General features: G+C 67.7%; 16 protein-coding genes and 1 tRNA gene. 10 read left to right on the top strand and 7 right to left on the bottom strand.

Translation table 11 applies throughout. The features are described from left to right. Positions 1 to 232 precede the first annotated feature (232 nt). A complete protein-coding gene (locus L8F96_RS11705; protein ID WP_136450563.1) occupies positions 233 to 1,267 on the bottom strand; it encodes a LacI family DNA-binding transcriptional regulator in 1,035 nt (344 codons plus the stop codon). A gap of 323 nt (positions 1,268 to 1,590) precedes the next feature. On the opposite strand from L8F96_RS11705, the gene L8F96_RS11700 reads away from it, so the two are divergent. Together L8F96_RS11700 and L8F96_RS11695 are read left to right on the top strand one after the other, a co-directional pair. Further along, on the top strand, positions 1,591 to 4,128 hold the full coding sequence (locus L8F96_RS11700) for a glycoside hydrolase family 3 protein (RefSeq protein ID WP_417158969.1): 2,538 nt from the start codon (positions 1,591 to 1,593) through the stop codon (positions 4,126 to 4,128). Positions 4,129 to 4,154: 26 nt separating this feature from the next. Then, positions 4,155 to 6,794, top strand: coding sequence for a TonB-dependent receptor (locus L8F96_RS11695; RefSeq protein WP_334656066.1), 2,640 nt, complete (start codon positions 4,155 to 4,157; stop codon positions 6,792 to 6,794). A 61-nt stretch (positions 6,795 to 6,855) separates the two neighbouring features. Here L8F96_RS11695 and L8F96_RS11690 read toward each other — a convergent pair whose 3' ends face one another. The 5 genes from L8F96_RS11690 to L8F96_RS11670 all read right to left on the bottom strand — a co-directional run bounded on the left by L8F96_RS11690 (position 6,856) and on the right by L8F96_RS11670 (position 11,841). Next, entirely contained in the window at positions 6,856 to 7,968 is a 1,113-nt protein-coding gene (locus tag L8F96_RS11690) for an ABC transporter permease (RefSeq protein WP_052742309.1), read from the bottom strand. Beyond that, complete coding sequence (locus tag L8F96_RS11685) at positions 7,965 to 9,092, bottom strand: ABC transporter permease (RefSeq protein ID WP_334656065.1); 1,128 nt, start codon at positions 9,090 to 9,092, stop codon at positions 7,965 to 7,967. The genes L8F96_RS11690 and L8F96_RS11685 overlap by 4 nt, the downstream gene beginning before the upstream one ends. Then, positions 9,089 to 10,120, bottom strand: coding sequence for an HlyD family secretion protein (locus L8F96_RS11680; protein WP_125945267.1), 1,032 nt, complete (start codon positions 10,118 to 10,120; stop codon positions 9,089 to 9,091). The genes L8F96_RS11685 and L8F96_RS11680 overlap by 4 nt, the downstream gene beginning before the upstream one ends. Continuing rightward, positions 10,117 to 11,571, bottom strand: coding sequence for a TolC family protein (locus L8F96_RS11675; protein ID WP_334656064.1), 1,455 nt, complete (start codon positions 11,569 to 11,571; stop codon positions 10,117 to 10,119). The genes L8F96_RS11680 and L8F96_RS11675 overlap by 4 nt, the downstream gene beginning before the upstream one ends. Positions 11,572 to 11,751: 180 nt before the next feature. Beyond that, positions 11,752 to 11,841: transfer RNA gene (locus L8F96_RS11670), tRNA-Ser, on the bottom strand. A 121-nt stretch (positions 11,842 to 11,962) separates the two neighbouring features. On the opposite strand from L8F96_RS11670, the gene hspQ reads away from it, so the two are divergent. The 5 genes from hspQ (at position 11,963) to L8F96_RS11645 (ending at position 14,549) form a co-directional block, all read left to right on the top strand. Next, on the top strand, positions 11,963 to 12,370 hold the full coding sequence (gene hspQ, locus L8F96_RS11665; RefSeq protein ID WP_125945265.1) for a heat shock protein HspQ: 408 nt from the start codon (positions 11,963 to 11,965) through the stop codon (positions 12,368 to 12,370). Between the two features lie 131 nt (positions 12,371 to 12,501). After that, positions 12,502 to 12,807 (top strand): 50S ribosomal protein L21, encoded by a 306-nt coding sequence (rplU, locus tag L8F96_RS11660; RefSeq protein WP_046406359.1) that lies wholly within the window; start codon positions 12,502 to 12,504, stop codon positions 12,805 to 12,807. 25 nt (positions 12,808 to 12,832) lie between these two features. Continuing rightward, a complete protein-coding gene (gene rpmA / locus L8F96_RS11655) occupies positions 12,833 to 13,102 on the top strand; it encodes a 50S ribosomal protein L27 (RefSeq protein ID WP_046406357.1) in 270 nt (89 codons plus the stop codon). Between the two features lie 183 nt (positions 13,103 to 13,285). Beyond that, the gene (locus L8F96_RS11650; protein WP_334656062.1) at positions 13,286 to 13,837 is read left to right on the top strand and encodes a GNAT family N-acetyltransferase; all 552 of its coding nucleotides are present in this window, start codon (positions 13,286 to 13,288) and stop codon (positions 13,835 to 13,837) included. A 133-nt stretch (positions 13,838 to 13,970) separates the two neighbouring features. Next, positions 13,971 to 14,549 carry a TetR/AcrR family transcriptional regulator gene (locus L8F96_RS11645; RefSeq protein WP_145120425.1) on the top strand — a complete coding sequence of 193 codons (579 nt, stop codon included), beginning with the start codon at positions 13,971 to 13,973 and terminating at the stop codon, positions 14,547 to 14,549. Between the two features lie 29 nt (positions 14,550 to 14,578). Here L8F96_RS11645 and L8F96_RS11640 read toward each other — a convergent pair whose 3' ends face one another. Further along, positions 14,579 to 14,845: a DUF1294 domain-containing protein gene (locus tag L8F96_RS11640; protein WP_046406637.1), complete on the bottom strand. Its 267-nt coding sequence runs from the start codon at positions 14,843 to 14,845 to the stop codon at positions 14,579 to 14,581. Between the two features lie 103 nt (positions 14,846 to 14,948). On the opposite strand from L8F96_RS11640, the gene obgE reads away from it, so the two are divergent. The 3 genes from obgE to L8F96_RS11625 are packed head-to-tail and all read left to right on the top strand — an operon-like array spanning position 14,949 to position 16,872. After that, on the top strand, positions 14,949 to 15,998 hold the full coding sequence (obgE, locus tag L8F96_RS11635; protein WP_136450554.1) for a GTPase ObgE: 1,050 nt from the start codon (positions 14,949 to 14,951) through the stop codon (positions 15,996 to 15,998). Beyond that, positions 15,983 to 16,243 carry a hypothetical protein gene (locus L8F96_RS11630; protein ID WP_334656061.1) on the top strand — a complete coding sequence of 87 codons (261 nt, stop codon included), beginning with the start codon at positions 15,983 to 15,985 and terminating at the stop codon, positions 16,241 to 16,243. Before obgE ends, L8F96_RS11630 begins: the two co-directional genes overlap by 16 nt. A 44-nt stretch (positions 16,244 to 16,287) precedes the next feature. After that, the gene (locus L8F96_RS11625) at positions 16,288 to 16,872 is read left to right on the top strand and encodes a TIGR02466 family protein (RefSeq protein WP_125945261.1); all 585 of its coding nucleotides are present in this window, start codon (positions 16,288 to 16,290) and stop codon (positions 16,870 to 16,872) included. Positions 16,873 to 16,922: the final 50 nt, after the last annotated feature.

Genomic DNA, 16,922 nt, shown 5'->3' with positions numbered 1-16,922 from the left:
CGGGCCACCGCTGCGGTGACACCCATCTAGGTGCACCCGCCCACACCGTCAAACACTTTTTGCAGTCTTCCTACACAACTCCAACAAAACCACGCTTTTCCGCGGGTTTCAGAACCCCGCCGCCGCTGTGCCGCCGGCGCGCTCCGGCCGAATCATCGTGCCTTGCGGCCGCCCTGCGGAACAGAATCGGGCGAATCTGGCCGCGGAAGGCATGCGCCTGGCCAGATGGGAATCAGAGCGACGCGGTTCGGGTGGTTGAGCCGCGGACCAGGAGCTGGTGCTGGAGACGGATCGCCGGCGTCAGGGGGCGCTTCTCGATCAGCGCGAGCAGGGCGTCGGTCGCCGCGTGCGCCATGTCGTAGGTCGGCTGGTGGATCGTGGTGAGCTGCGGCCAGGTGACACGCGAGATGAGGCTGTCGTCGAAGCCCGCGACGGAGACATGGCCGGGCACGTCCAGCCCCGCCTCCTTGGCGGCGACCACCACGCCTGCCGCCATATCGTCATTTGCGGCGAACACCGCCGTCGGCCGCTGGCGATCGGCAAAGATGCGGCGGCCCGCGGCGAGCCCGGATTCGAACGTATAACGCCCCTGTTCGATCAGCCGTTCGTCGACCGTCGCCCCGGCAGCCTGCATCGCGCCGCGGAAACCGTCCAGCCGCTGGCTGTTCGACGGGTGGTCGGGATCGCCCTGCACAAAGGCGATCCGCCGATGGCCGAGCGACAGAAGGTGATCCGTCATCTCCCGCGCTGCCGCGCCATCATCGATCCCCACCGTCGGCGAGGCATCGAGCGCGGTGGTCGGCGCGATGCGCACGAAGGGCATGCGCGCCTCCACCAGATCGCGCACCGTCTGCGGATCGTCGCCGAGCGGCGGGGCGAGCACGATTCCCTCAAGCCCAGAGGTGCGGGCGAGTTGGAGAAGGCGGCCGGAGACGGCGCGCGCATTCTCGCACGGAAAGAGCAAGAGGCGATAACGTTCGTCGTGCAGGCGATCGAGCGCCCCCGTCTGGAGGTCGACAACATAATTGGGGCTGGGATTTTCGTAGAACAGGCCGATCAGGAAGGAGCGCCCGCGCACCAGGCTGCGCGCCGCCATGTTGGGATGGTAATCCAGCGCCGCCGCGGCCTCGAGCACGCGCCTGCGCGTCTCGGGGCGAACAAAGGGCTCGTCATTGAAGACGCGCGAGACCGTCTTGATCGAGGTGCCGGATCGCGCCGCCACATCGGTGATGGTCGCCCGCACCTGCCGCTTGTCGCCTGCTTCCATCCCGATCCGAGTCCCCCTGCCCCAACCTGCGACCCTTGCGCGCCGGCCGCCTTGGCACCTGAGCGGTCCGGACCGGCCGGCGCGCGACGATGCCCCGCCAACCGGCCCCGTACAATGCGCGCCAAGCGACAATACGCACGGCCGCACCGATTTGCCGCCCGATCACAGCACGCGCCCGAGATGGCACGCGCACCATGACAGCCGCTCGCGACTTCAAAATTGACAACGTTGCCAAACCGCTGTTTAGACAACGCTGTCAAGACACTGCGCCACCGACGGGCAACGATAGCGTCGGGACAGGGAAGTTTTCAGAGGGGATGAGCGTGCTGAGAGTGCTGAATCGCGTGGGCTATGTTGCATTGGCGGCGGGGCTCGCCGCTTCCCCCGCGCAGGCGCAGGTGCCCGCCGCATCATCCACACCCGCCAAGGCGACAGCCACCGCCACCCCGAGCGCGATCGCAACGCCGGCGGACTGGGCCAAGCCCGCCCTGCCCGCGACGCGCGACGCCAAGGTGGAAAAGACCGTCGAGGATCTGCTGCGCCGCATGTCGCTGGAGCAGAAGGTCGGTCAGGTCGTGCAGGCCGACATCGCCAGCGTGACGCCCGAAGACGTCTATCGCTATCATCTGGGATCGGTGCTGAACGGCGGCAATTCCAAGCCCGGCGAGGGCCATCATGTCACCGCCCCGGCCTGGGTCGCCGCCGCCGATGCCTTCTATGAGGCGTCGATGCGCCCCCATGGCGCGCTGCCGCGGATCCCGGTGATCTGGGGATCGGACGCCGTTCACGGGCACAACAATGTCGTGGGCGCGACGCTGTTTCCGCACAACATCGGGCTCGGCGCGGCGCGCAATCCCGAACTGATGCGCCGGATCGGCGAAGTGACCGCCGCGGAAATGCGCGTCACTGGCCTGGACTGGACCTTTGCCCCGACGCTGGCGGTGGTGCGCGACGATCGCTGGGGCCGCACCTATGAGGGGTTCGGCGAGGATCCCGAAATCGCCACCGCTTACGCCCGCCCGCTGATCGAGGGGCTGCAGGGCAAGGTGGGCGACCGCGACTGGCTGCGCGGCAACCATATCATCGCGACCGCCAAGCATTTCCTGGGCGACGGCGGCACGGCCGGCGGCAAGGACCAGGGTGATGCGCGCACCGACGAGGCCACGCTGCGTCGCCTGTTCGCCGCGCCTTATGTTCCCGCGATCGAGGCGGGCGTGCAGTCGATCATGGTCAGCTTCTCGAGCTGGAACGGCGCCAAGATGCACGGCAACCGGTCGCTGCTGCGCGGCGTGATCAAGGATCACTGGGGCTTTGACGGCTTCCTGGTCGGCGACTGGAACGGTCATGGCCAGGTCGAGGGCTGCACCGCGGACAATTGCTACCAGACGTTCACCGCCGGGCTGGACATGGCGATGGCGCCCGACAGCTGGAAGGGGCTGTGGCACAATACGCTGGCGCAGGCGAAGGACGGCCGGCTGCCGATGGCGACGCTGGACGATGCCGTGCGCCGCATCCTGCGCGTGAAGGTGCGCGCCGGGTTGATGGACGCGGGCAAGCCCTCCACCCGCCCGCTCGCCGGACAGTACGACCTGCTCGGCAGCGCGGAGCATCGCGCCGTGGCGCGCGAGGCGGTGCGCCAGTCGCTGGTGTTGCTGAAGAATGCGGGCAGCGTGCTGCCGCTGAAGCCGGGCGCGCGCATCCTGCTGACCGGTGACGGCGCGGACAACATGACCAAGCAGACCGGTGGCTGGACGCTGACCTGGCAGGGTACCGGCACCAGCCGGACCGATTTCCCCAAGGCGCAGACCATCGCCGAGGGCATGCGCGAGGTGGCCAAGGGTGTGGGCGCGACGGTCGACCTGTCGGCCGACGGCCGCTTCACGCAGAAGCCCGACGTGGCGGTCGTGGTGTTCGGCGAGGATCCCTATGCCGAATTCCAGGGCGACCGCGCCGATGTCGCCTTTGACGATGCGCAGGACAATCTGGCGCTGCTCAAGAAGCTGAAGGCGGCGGGCATCCCGACCGTGTCGGTGTTCCTGTCTGGCCGACCGCTGTGGGTGAACCCGTACCTCAACGCCTCGGACGCCTTTGTCGCGGCGTGGCTGCCGGGCAGCGAGGGCGGCGGCGTGGCGGACGTGCTGTTCGGCAAGGCCGATTTCCGCGGCAAGCTGCCGTACAGCTGGCCGCGCACGTCGGACCAGACGGCGGTCAACGTGGGCGATGCGGACTATAACCCGCTGTTCCCCTATGGCTTTGGCCTGACGCTGAAGGATCGCGGCGATCTGGCGCCGCTGCCGGAGCAGCGCGCGACCCAGGCGAGCGGCGATCGCACGATCCTGTTCGATGCCGGGCGGCCCGGCACCGGACGGCGCCTGCTGATCGGTGCGCCGGGTGCCCTGTCGCCCAACCCGGGCCCCGACCTCATCACCGCCCGCGGCGCTGACCGGCGCGCGCAGGAAGACAGCGTGCGGCTGGCATGGACCGGCCGCGGCAAGGCGGTCGCGGCGATCGTCGACAGCGCGCCCGCCGACCTGATGCGCGAGACCAACGGCGCGCTTGCCGTGCAGATCGACCTCAAGGTGGATGGTGCGCCCAGCCGGGCAGTGACCGCGGGCGTCGCCTGCGGCGAGCGCTGTGCCGGCGAGGTGCCGGTCACCGACGCTTTGCGGGCGGCAAAGCCGGGCGTCTGGACGACGCTGACCGTGCCGCTTTCCTGTTTCGCCAAGGCCGGCGCGGACATGCGCCAGGTCACGGCACCGCTTTCTCTGACGACCGACGGCACGCTCGACCTGACGATTTCGCGGGCGCGCCTGGTGCAGGCGAACGGCGCGGGCACCGCTTGCCCGAATAACAACAACTAAAAAAACAAACGTCTCAGGGAGTTATCATGGCCAGGACCACTTATCTGCCATTGGCAGCGCTGCTCCTTTCGGGCACCGCCATGCCTGCCGTCGCGCAGGTGATCGAAACGCCGCAGCAGGACCAGTCGACCAGCCCGACGTCGCCGCAGGCGACCGAACAGGGCACCGACGACATCGTCGTCACCGCCAACCGTCGTGAGCAGAATCTGCAGGACGTGTCGGGCGTGGTGCAGGCCCTGTCCGCCGATGACCTGCGCAAGAGCGGCATCACCGATGTGCGGAACCTGGGGGTGGCCGTGCCGGGGCTGAACATCGCCAACCAGGAAGGCAATATCGAGATCTTCATCCGCGGCGTCGGATCCTCGAACAACACCGAACTGGGTGATCCGGGCGCCGCGCCGCACCTGAACGGTTCCTACATCCCGCGTCCGCGCGGCCTTGGCCTCATGTTCTACGATCTGGAACGGGTCGAGGTGAACAAGGGGCCGCAGGGCACGCTGTACGGCCGCAACGCGCTCGCCGGCACGCTCAACATCATCACCGCCAAGCCGACGTTCGACCGCGTCACCGGCTATGCGCAGGCCGAATATGGCAATCGCGACAGCTATGCCGCCGAGGGCGCGATCAACGTGCCGCTGAGCGACAATTTCGCCGCCCGCGTTGCCGGTTATTATGTGAACAAGGATTATGGCTTCAAGAACGCCTCGCCCGATCCGCAGGCGAGCCGTCTGAAGCCTGCCGGCCTCGAAGAGAATTACGCCGGCCGCGTGTCGCTGCGCTGGGAGCCGACCGATCGTCTCTCGCTGTCGGTCGTCGGTGACTATGGCAAGGAAACCGGCACCGGCTATCCGGGCGCGAACATCTTCGCCGCCGTGGAGGCGACCGGGCTGCGGCCCGAGCAGCTCGATCTGCGCCGCGTCGTCTATCGCGGCCAGCAGGGCGACATGGAGAACGAGCTCTGGGGCGTTCAGGGCAAGATCGGCTATCGCTTCGACACCTTCTCGGTCGAGGCGACGGGCAGCTACCGCTCGGTCGATTTCATGCAGTCCAATGCCAGCAGCGAGAGCATCGCGTGGAACGGCCGCGATTATTCGACGGTGCAGTTCGACAATTTCTCGAACAACTTCTGGCAGACCAAATCGCAGAGCCAGGTCTATGAGCTGCGCGCAAGCGCCGATTCCGACCAGTCGCTGCGCTGGAACCTGGGCGGCTTCTACTTCAAGGAGAAGCAGCAGGTCGGCTATATGGCGGTCGCCGATCGCGGTTACTGCTGCTATTCGGGCACCGAGTTCACGATGCCTGACGTGAACGGCGAAAGCTTCGCCTTCTTCGCCGACGGCACGTATGACGTGACCGATCGCCTGCGCGTGATCGGCGGCATCCGCTACACCGACGAGAAGAAGTCGCGTTACGGCATCGGCGGCAATTGGGCGCTGACGCTGGGCGGCGCGGATGGCGCGTGCTGCGTCAGCACCCGGCTCGGCACCGAGGGCTTCCGCCCGGCGCTGCTCGACCGGCCGAACTTCAACGTCACCGGCCTGACCACGCCGCAGCAATATGCCCAGTTCCTGATCGAAGGCATCAAGAGCCCGGGCGCGCGCGACACGCTGATCCAGCAGATCGGCTCGATCGCCAACGGTACGAACCCGAACGGCACCTGCTTCACGCGGCCGGACATCGACAATGGGTTCGTCACGTGCCCGACCGGCACCAACGGCGGCTTCAGCTATGCCAATCTGACGATCCCGGGGCAGCAGCGCGGCTCGGCGAAGTTCAACTTCGTCGATTATCGCGTCGGGCTGGAATATGACATCACGTCGGACAACATGCTCTACGCGAAGGTTTCGACCGGGCATAAGTCGGGCGGGTTCAACGACACGTTCCAGACCTCGCCGATCCCCGAGACGTTCAAGCCGGAAAGCCTGACCGTGTTCGAGGCGGGGTCGCGCAACAGCTTCACCGCTTTCGGTCGCCGTGCGTACCTGAACCTGACCGGCTTCTATTATGACTATCAGGACCAGGTGTTCCAGGACCTGACCTGCATCAACCTCGACACCACGCAGACGCCGCCGCAGTGCAACGGCTATTCGCTGGTGAACCGCAACATCGGCGCCTCGCGCATCTACGGTCTGGAGGCTGAGGCGCGCTTCAACCTGCCGGGCAATTTCTCGCTCGATACCAACTTCGCGTTCCTCGACACGAAGATCACGCGCGGCACCGTCGCCGACGCGCGCGGGCAGAACAACGAGACGGGCGAATCGCCGCTGATCGACCTGACGGGCAACCGCCTGCCGCTGGCATCCAAGTACAATGTCAGCGTGAAGCTGGCGCAGTGGTTCGAAATGGGCCGCGGCCGGTTCGACTGGCAGGCGCTGCTGAACTATCGTTCGTCCTACTTCCTGTCGCAGTTCAATGAGAAGGACATCGTCTTCCTCGACGGCGAGCGGCAGAGCGCGGCGCAGGCCGGCTTCCCCGATCGCCAGGTGGGCTTCACCACGCTGAACCTCGGCGTCGGCTACACGATCGGCAATTACCGGCTGGAGGCGTGGGCGACCAACTTCACCGATCAGCAGGCGTCGACCAAGGCGCTGGTCGGATCGGCGCTCAACATCCGCTTCCTGAACGACGCCCAGAGCTATGGCGTCCGGGCACGCGTGAACTTCTGATCCGTCACGGGTCCGCAGGCGCCGTCGCAGTAGCGGCGGTGTCTGCGGACACCGACGATCCTCAGGCGCCCCCGGTGCAGACCTCGGCGTTCAGGCGCCGCACCCGCCACAGGAAGCCGGCGGTATAGCAGGCGGCGAGCCCCGCCATGACGCAGAACGGCCCCCATGCCTCCGCCAGCGTTGCCCCCATCTGGTTGAAGCGAATGAACAGGTGCGTCGCAGGCGTCGCTGGCGACAGCCATGCGCCCGTCGCCAACCATTGCGGCATGGCATAGAGCGGCCAGGCGAAGCCGCCCAGGAACAACAGCGGCAAGGACGTGGGCAGGAGCACCTTCAGCGCGTCGTCGCCGGCGCGAAACAGGCTGCCCAGCACCATGCCGAGTCCCGCCACCGCCACCGCGAACGGCGGGATCGCCAGCAGCAGCCCCGGCATGTTGCCGCCGCGCGGCACCCCTTGCGCCCAATAGACGAAGCCGAAGTAGAAACCCGTCGTTAGGACACCGACGAGCACGGCGGCGGCCAGCATGCCAAGCGCCTCCGCCCGGCGCATGACCGTCCAGCCGCGCTGGCGGCGATCCGCCACCAGCCGCGCGGACGCGGCGAGCAACGTCTGTTGCAGGATGATGTTGGCGACCGCCGGGAAGACGTAATCGCGATAGCCGCCGGTGGTAAAGATCGGCTGCACCAGCACCTCAGGCGCGCGCTGCCGCGCGATCGCCGGCACCGTTTGCGCCAGTTCGTCCAGCGCATCGAGCGCCACCTCGCCAAGCGTCTCCCCGATCGCCTCGGCGCGGACGAAGTACGCACCGTTCAGCCATAAGGCGATGCCCGTCCCCCCGCCGCGCGACAGGACGCGCTGTTGCAGGTGCGGCGCGAGGTACACGACGCCATCGGCCTTGCGCGCGCGCACCAGTTCGCGCGCTTCGCCCAGATTGCCCGTTTCCACCACGACGAAGACCGCGCGTGTATCCGAAAGGTGCCGCACCAGCGCGCGCGACATGGGCGAACGATCGGCGTCCACCACCACCAGCGCGATGTCGGTCGCCGTCTGCTGTTGATAAGGCGCGGGATAATAAACGGCGTAGAACAGCACGGAGACGACCGCGAGCATCAGCAACTCGCGCGTGCGGATGATCGTCAGCAGCGTCTGCTCGAGCGCCCGGAGGAAGCTCATACCGGGCGCTTCGATCGCACGATCAGCACCATGCCGACGACGCCGCCGATCAGCGGATAGAGCAGCAGCGCGATCATTGGCGTCAGGTCGGCGCGCGCGGTGACGCCGATCAGCTGGTCCATCTGCAACAAGATGTAGTGGGTGAGCGGCAGCACCTTGCTCCAGTCCTGCGCATACCACAGCCCGCCGCTGAGCGGCAGCGTCGCGCCGGAATAGGCGAGCGCCGATCCGGCGACGATGACCGCACCGGAAAAGGACGTGCCCACCTCGCGCGTGACCGCGATGAACAACAGGCCGATCGCCGCCGTGGCGATGAACAGCAGGACCAGCCCGATCACGACCAGCGCCACGCTGCCCTCGACGCGATAGCCACGCGCCAGCGTCATCCACAGCAGCCACGCCACGCCCCACGTTATGCCGGCCAGGACGTGCACCGCCAGCCGTCCCGACAGCGCCGCCACGGGCGCCGGCGTGTCACGGACATAGGCGCCGAATGACTTGTCGCGCAGCAACAGCCCGAGCGAGCCGATGCAGGAAATGGCGATCACCAGATGGAGGATGCTGGGCCCGATCAGCATCCCGAGGAACCATTCGAGGCTGAGCGTCGGGTTGCCGAGCAGCGTGATCTGGATCGTCGGCAGCGTGCGCCCGGCAACAGACGCCCCTGCCACGCCCAGGTCGCGTGGCGCCTGGGCCAACAGCGTCGCCGTGGTGACGAGCCGCAGATAGGTGGAGGCGACCGATCCTGTCGACAGGAACACCGCCTCGTAGAACACCGTCACCGGCGGATCGGTGGCCCCACGGGTGCCGACGCCTTTTGGAATGACCATGAAGGCGACAGCCTGTTCGCGGCGAACCATGGCCAGCGCTTCGGCGCGCTGCGGCGTCTGCGCCACCACCTCCAGATACGGTGTCGCATCAATGTTGCGCGTGATCGCGCGGGCGAGCGGGCCGCCGTCCTGATCGACGATGACGACGGGCAGGTTGCTCAGCGTGCCGCCCCACATCATGGCCGCCATCGCCGCCAGCATCACCAGCGGAAACAGCGTGAGCAGGAAAAGGTCGAGCGGGGTACGGAGGATTCGCGCGGCTTCCTGCCGAAAGGATGCCGCGAACGCGCTCATTGCGGCCAGTCGAACAGGACGCTCATCCCCGGCCGCAGCCCCGTGGCGCGCTGCGTCGGCTCCAGCTTCACGGCAAAGGCGTGAACGTCATAGCCGCTCGACTGCCGCGTCGCACGGAACGTGGCGTAGCTGCCCTGTGGCGCGATGTTGGTGACGCGAAAATCGATGGTCTTGCCCAGCGCGGGCACGGTGCCGCGCAGCACGCGGCCCTGCTTCATGCCCCTGAAATCATCCTCCTGGACGTTGACCGTCACCCACGGCCGATCGATCGCGATCAGCTGGATCGCGGGCAGGATCGGGCTGACGATCTCGCCCGGCTGCACCAGCCGCCGCGATACCTCGCCATCAATTGGCGAAATCAGCCGCGTCTCACGCTCAGCCGCATCGGCTGCGAACACCAGCGCCTCGGCGGACCGCACCTGCGCGGCGGCGACCTGCTTGTTCTCCTCCCGCGTGCCGGCGGCGACCTTTTCATATTGCAGCCGCGCCGCCTCCGCGATGCGCGCGCTCGACACCATCGCGGCGCGTGCCTCGTCACGCCGCTGCGCCGCGACCACCCCCTGTTCATAGAGGCTGTCGACCCGCCGGCTGGTCGTCGCGGCGAGGTTCGCGGTGGCGCGCGCCGCTTCCCAATTCGCGCGCATGGCGGCGATGTCCTGCTCGCGCGCGCCCTTGTCGGCGATTTCCTGCAGCGCGCGTGCGCTTTCCAGCGCGGCGGCGGCCTGTTGCGATCCCGTTTCCACTTCCGGCGCATTGAGGATCGCGAGTACCTCGCCGCGGCGCACGCGATCGCCCTCCGACACCATGATCCGCGTGAGCCGCGACAGCGCCTTGGTCGCGACGTTCACCTCCTCCGCCTCCACCTCGCCCTGCAGCGGCGGCAGGGCCGGACGGCTCGCGAGCCACAGGCCGATTGCGACGGCGATGGCGACGATCACCACGCCGCCCCACAGCAGCCAGCGCGTGCGATGTGACGGCGGCGGCGCGTCCTCCGCGGTCGCGGGAGCAGCAACCGTCTGCGCGCTCATCGCCGCGCCACGATCGGGATGCGCACGTTCGCGCCCGCCAGATACTGCGGAAAGGCGTCGAGCTTGCCGGACGCGGTCAGCAGCGCCGCGAGCGCCAGTTCATATTCATATGCGGTCGCCACGCGCTGCGTTCGTGCCGCCGCCAGCGCGGCTTCCGCCCCGGTCACTGCCGTCACTGTCCCCTCGCCCTCGCGGAAGCTGATCTGCTGAACGCGCAGATTCTCCGCTGCTGCCGCCAGGCTGCTGTCCAGCGAGACGAAGGAACGCCGCGCGCTTTCGACCAGGTTCCACGCCCGCAGCGTGGCGACACGGCTCGTCTGCCGCGCGCCCCGCGCGGTTTCCGCCGCCGCCGCCTCCTGCTCCCGCGCCGCCGCGACCGACTGCGATCGCCCGATATTGGACAACAGGGTGTACCGCACGCCGACGCCGACGATCCAGTCCGGCTCGACCGGCAAGGCATTGGAACGGTTGAGGTTATATTCGCCAAAGGCAAAGGCCTGCGGCCGCTGGCGCGCCTTCGCCAGATCCACCCCGGCCCGCGCCACCGCGGTCGCCGCATCGGCCTCGCGCGTCTGCGGCAGATCGTCCTCGCCGCCCAGGAACGTACTTGGCGGCGGCAGCGGCGCGGTCTGCACGAACAGCGGTGTCGTGGGGGTCACGCCCTCCTCCTCGAGCAGGCTGGCAAGGTCGCTGCGGGCGCTGTCATGCGCCAGCACCGCGCGCTCATATTGCCGCTCCGCCGCGTCACGCGCGACCTGCGCCTCCAGACGGCGGGCGCGGGGAACGAAGCCCGCCAGCTCCAGCTTGATCGCGTCGGACAGCAGATCATCGAGCGCTGCGAGCGACTCGCGCGTCGAATCCTCCAGCGAGGCGGCGGCAAGCTGGCCGAAATAGGCGCGGACCAGATTGACCCGCACCAGATCGCGCGCCGATCGGGTGCGCGCCTCGCCCAGCGCGGTTCCCGCCGCCGCCCCGCGCTTGATCGCGGCGATCGCGCCACCGGTGTAGATCGGCAGGATGCCCTGGACCGTGGGGCGGAACACGCTCTGGCGAAAGCGATACGACACGTCGCTCGGCAGTGCGGCGAACAGCCCCGGCAGCGCCTGGGAGATTCGCCCCACGATATCGGAGGCGATGGTCTGAAATTCAGGTGCGACGGAGCTGGGGATCGAATCAAGGAAGCTGTTGGAGCTGTCCAGCGCGTCGCGGCGCGGGCCGGTGAGGTCGAGCGACAGCGTCTTTTGATATTCGACATATTGCGCCGACACGGTGACGATCGGGCGGTTCAGCGTCGACAGCGATTCTTCGGTGAGGCGCGCCGCGCTCTGGGCGTGCTTCGCGGCTGAGAGCGCCGGATCCACGCGGTCAGTCCGCTCCAGCGCGGCGGTGAAGCTCATCGCCACCGGATCAGCCGTCGCTGCACTCGCACTCCCCAGCGCGGAAACGGCCAACAGCGCAATCCGCCAGCCGCTGCAGCGCACACCAAGGTCTGCCTGCCTGCCGTGCGCAGGCGAAACCGGATCCCAGCGACGGGGGCCCCCTCTCCACATGGCGTGAGCGTACGCCCCTTGCCTGGCCAACGCCAGTTGGTCCGCGCGTCATCGGCATGAGGGGAAGTACGAAGGAGAAGGTGGCGGAGAGGGTGGGATTCGAACCCACGGTACCCGTAAAGGCACAACGGTTTTCGAGACCGTCCCAATCGACCACTCTGGCACCTCTCCGCGAGGCAACCGGGCGTGCCAGATGGCGGGCCCGGTGGATCGAGGGCGCGCCTCTAACGCGCTTGTTTGCATTGCGCAAGCGGCTGCTTGTGCAGCGCGCAACAACCACTAGATTGGCATCATGCCTTCTGCCCCCAGTTCCCTGTCGATCCCATCGCGATCGGCCAGTTCCGCAGCGGCGAGCGATGCGCCCGCGCTGCCCGCGGTGGCCCATGCGCGATTCTCCATCGGTGACATCGTGCGGCATCGCATGCTCGATTTCCGCGGCGTCGTGTTCGATGTCGATCCGGTCTTCGCCAATACCGAGGAATGGTATCAGTCGATTCCCGAGGGGATCCGGCCGCGCAAGGACCAGCCGTTCTACCACCTCCTCGCGGAGAACGCCGAATCGACTTATGTCGCTTACGTCAGCCAGCAGAACCTGGTGCATGACGAGAGCGACGAGCCGGTCGACCATCCGGCGATCGCTGGCCTGTTCACGGGGCTGAGCGACGGGCGCTATCTGCTGCGGCGCGAGCATCGTCACTGATCGCGACGCAACGGTAATCGACGTCAGCGGCCGCGCGCGGCGTTGACAAACGGGCGCGACTCTCCTAGCTGCGCCCTTCCTCCTGGCCCGGCAATCCGGACCGGGCACAAGCATTTGGATAGAGTCAGGCCATGTTCGCAGTCGTGCGCACGGGCGGCAAGCAGTATCGCGTTGCCGCCGGAGACAAGATCGTCGTCGAGAAGCTGGAGGGCGATGCCGGCGCCTCCGTCACGCTGAGCGACGTGCTGCTGGCCGGCGAAGGTTCGGAGCTGAAGCCGACCGACGGGCTCACCGTCGCTGCCGAGATCATCGCGCAGGCGAAGGGTGAGAAGGTCATCGTCTTCAAGAAGCGCCGCCGTCACAACTACCGCCGTCGCAACGGCCACCGCCAGAACCACACGATCCTGAAGATCGTGTCGATCGGCGCGTCGGCGTAATCGCGAAGCGTAAGGAGCAAGCACCATGGCACATAAGAAAGCAGGCGGCTCGTCGCGTAACGGTCGTGATTCGGCCGGTCGTCGTCTTGGCGTGAAGAAGTTCGGCGGTCAGGAAGCGATCGCAGGCAACATCCTCGTGCGTCAGCGCGGGACGAAGTTCTATCCGGGCCGCAACGTCGGCATCGGCAAGGACCACACCCTTTTCGCGCTCGTCGATGGCCGCGTGGTATTCCACGACGGCAAGCTCGGCCGTAAATTCTGTTCGGTCGACATGATTGCCGAGGCGGCAGAGTAACATCGGGCGACCATCCGGGTTGCCCACCAGGGCGATCCGGAGCCTCCATCAGGGAGGCCAGCCACCAGACAAGGGAGCCGGGTCCGCCCAGGCTCCCTTTTTTATTGCTCCCTCAATTCACCGCGTCTGTCGCCGGCCCGTCATCGGTCCCGGCTAACGGCGCGTCAGGCGAGGAGGGCGCAGATGTTCGCGCGGACGAAGAGATTGACGTTACGGCCGGGATGGCCGGAAGAGGCCGAGAGGCTGCAGCACACCATCGCCCATGAAGAGGTGGCGATGAAGCTGGCGCGGCTGCCCTGGCCCTATACCCTCGCCGATGCAGAGGCATTTTTGTCGATGCCGCGCGGGGAGGCCGAGGCGCGATTCCTGATCCTGAGCCACGACCATGATTATCCCCGCATGATCGGTGGCATCGGCCTGACCGACCAGGGCGGCGGCGTGGCCGAGCTTGGCTATTGGCTGACGCCGTCGGCCTGGGGCCGCGGCTATGCGACCGAGGCGGCACGCGCCGTCGTCGACATGGCGCGCCATGCCCTGCCCCTCCGCCGGATCGAGGCGCGCCACCATCTCGACAATCTGCCCTCGCGCCGGGTGCTCGAGAAGCTGGGTTTCCGCGAGATCCGGCGCGAGGCCAGCTTCTCGCTGGCGCAGGGCCGGGCCGTGGACAGCGCCGTGCTGGCGCTCGACATGGGCGAGGAAGAAGAGGTCCCGGCGCGAATGGCAATCGCCGCCTGATCGCCCCTCGCCGCCCTCCTTTCTCCTGCTTGCCTGCAATGCACGGCCGGACGACGTACGCCCTCCAGCACGCCGTCCGGCTGCGTAAAGCAAGCCATTGCAAAACATTGCTGATGCGCCGACAGCCGGCTTGATGTCCGTGACCCCGCTTCGCCGCCGCATGACCCCCGAGGAATCGCGCAGCGCCGCGCTGTCGGCCGCGCGCGAGCTTCTGGTCGAGGTCGGGCCGCAGGCCGTCACGCTGAAGGCGGTGGGCGCGCGGATCGGCCGCACCCACGCCAATCTCCTCCACCATTTCGGATCGGCCGAAGGGCTGCAGAAGGCGTTGATCGAGGATCTGGCGGCGCGGATCGTCGGCACGATCAAGGCCGCAGTGCTCCGCTCACGCGAGGCGGAGGATCCCGCGGAGGTCGTCGACCTCACCTTCGACGCCTTTGGCCGCAACGGCGCCGGCGCGCTCGCGAGCTGGATGATCCTCACCGGCAATGAAAACGCGCTCGACCCGATTCTCACCGCGATCCACGATCTGGTCGAGGATCTGGCGCAGGACCATCACGGCGGGGCGCCGATCCGCGAGGAAACGCTTCAGCTCGTACTGATGGCCCTGGGCGACGCGTTGCTCGGGGCGCCGATGGCCAAGGCGCTCGGCCTGTCGCGCGATACCGCGCGCAAGCTGGCGCGCGGCATGTTGCTGGCGGACCGGGGTCGATAAGCCGGAAGCCCGGGGAATCGGGTTCGGGGCTACAGGATCAGCAGCCCGATTCCCGCGCCCGCCTGAATCGCGACGATCAGCAGCAGCCGGGTGGAAAACGGCTCCTTGCGCGTCTTGTGGCGAAACAGGTGGCGCGCGGCGAGCGCGCCCGGCGACCCGCCGATCAACGCCAGCTGCAGCAGGCTCGCCTCCGATATCCGTCGCTCGCCGGCAATGGCGCGGCGCTTGTCCGACCAGAATGCAGCAAAGGTCGCGGCGTTAATGAGCAGCGCGGCGAACAGCAGAGTCGTGACCATCTGCCCTCCCTGCCCCATCGTCGGTTAAGCAATCACCCGGTGATGCCGCGGCCGGCAGCGGTCCTTGTCGCTTTGCGCCGGCGAATTCGCTAAGCGGCTCGCCATGCATTTCCTCGATCAAGCAAAGATCTTCGTCCGCTCGGGCGCCGGTGGCCCCGGCGCGGTCAGCTTTCGCCGTGAAAAGTTCATCGAATATGGCGGCCCTGACGGGGGCAATGGCGGCAAGGGCGGCGACATCGTGTTCGAAGCCGTCGCCGGCCTCAATACGCTGATCGACTTTCGCTACACCCAGCATTTCCGGGCCGAGCGCGGCCATGGCGGCTCGGGATCGAATCGCACCGGCGCGGGCGGCGAGGATCTGGTCATCAAGGTGCCGGTCGGCACGCAGGTGCTGGCGGACGATGAGGAGCGCACCCTGCTCCTCGACCTGACCGAGGTCGGCCAGCGCGAGGTATTCCTGCGCGGCGGCGACGGCGGGCGCGGCAACGCCAGCTACAAGACCTCGACCAATCGCGCGCCGCGCCAGCATGGCACCGGCTGGCCCAATGAAGAGGCCTGGGTGTGGCTGCGGCTGAAGCTGCTCGCCGACGCGGGGCTCGTCGGCCTGCCCAATGCCGGCAAGTCGACCTTCATCAATGCGGTGACCAATGCACAGGCCAAGGTCGGCGCCTATGCCTTTACCACCACCCGCCCGCAGCTGGGCGTGGTGCGGCACAAGGGTCAGGAATTCGTCATCGCCGATATTCCCGGCCTCATCGCCGGCGCGGCGGAAGGCGCCGGCATCGGCGACCGCTTCCTCGGCCATATCGAGCGGTGCCGCGTGCTGCTGCACCTCATCGACGCCAATGATGTCGACGTGGGCGAAAGCTATCGCATCGTGCGCGAAGAGCTGGAGGCCTATGGCGCCGGGCTCGACGAGAAGCCGGTGGTGATCGCGCTGAACAAGATCGACACGCTCGACGAGGAACTGATCGCGGCGCTGTCGGCGGAGCTGGAGGAAGCGAGCGGGGCCGAGGTGATCCCGCTGTCGGGCGCCAGCGGCACCGGCGTCGACTGGGTGCTGGACAAGTTGCTCGAGAAGATCGGCCCCGATCACGCCCGCGTCGCCGAGGATGACGAGGGCGAGGAACCGGTGGAGTGGTCTCCGGTCTGACGCGCAGCGCCCGCGTCCGCCGGTTCGCCCCGGCGATCGCGGCCTTGGCGGTGGCGGCGCTCGCCCCGGTGGCGCCGCGGATCGCGCTCGTCGGCGCAGTACTTCTGTCGATCTGGTGGGTCGCCCGCCGCGACAACCAGGTCGGCACCTGGGGGGTCCTCTACGTCCTGTTGCTGATGATCGTGGCGATGCTGACCCTGCTCGTCACCGCGCTCACGCTGCTTCACCGCCTGCACGGCGGCTGATCGCGCGCCTTGGCAATCCTGCGACGCGGGCTTACCTCGCCGCGATGCCCGTCCGCTCCCTGTTCCCGACCCTCTTCTACGAAGAGACGATCGACGATGCCGCGCTGCTCGAGGAGCTGGAGGCATCGGTCCGCGCCTTTGCCATGGACGATACCGCCGGCAAGCGCTGGTCGAAGGAGCATGGCTATCGCGGCTATACCTCCTACGCCTCGCTCGACGATCTGCCGCAGCGCGACCCTGCCTTCGCCGATCTGAAGCGTCACCTCGATCGTCACGTCGCGCGCTTCGCGGCCGAGTGCGGCTTCCAGCTTGGCGGGCGCAAGCTGAAGCTCGACAGCCTGTGGGTGAACCTGCTGAAGCCCGGCGGCGCGCATTCGGGGCACATCCACCCGCACAGCGTCGTCTCCGGCACCTTCTACGTCAGCGTGCCGCCCGGCGCCGGGGTGCTCCGGCTGGAGGATCCCCGCCTGGGCCTGATGATGGCAGCGCCGCCGCGCGAGGGCAGTTTCGTCCATGCCGAGCCGCGCCCCGGCACGATTTTCCTGTGGGAAAGCTGGCTCAGGCACGAAGTGATGCCGAGCAGCGCCAAGCAGGATCGCATCAGCGTCAGCTTCAACTATCGCTGGTAGGCCTGCGGTGAGGGTGGCTTCCGCCGCGCCGCCGCATTAAGGCCGCCGCA

It is taken from the genome of Sphingomonas panaciterrae (assembly GCF_036890205.1).
GTDB classification, from domain to species: Bacteria; Pseudomonadota; Alphaproteobacteria; order Sphingomonadales; family Sphingomonadaceae; genus Sphingomonas; species Sphingomonas panaciterrae.
The sequence above is the reverse complement of the archived record's forward strand: the minus strand, read 5'-3'. Positions and strand labels throughout refer to the sequence as shown.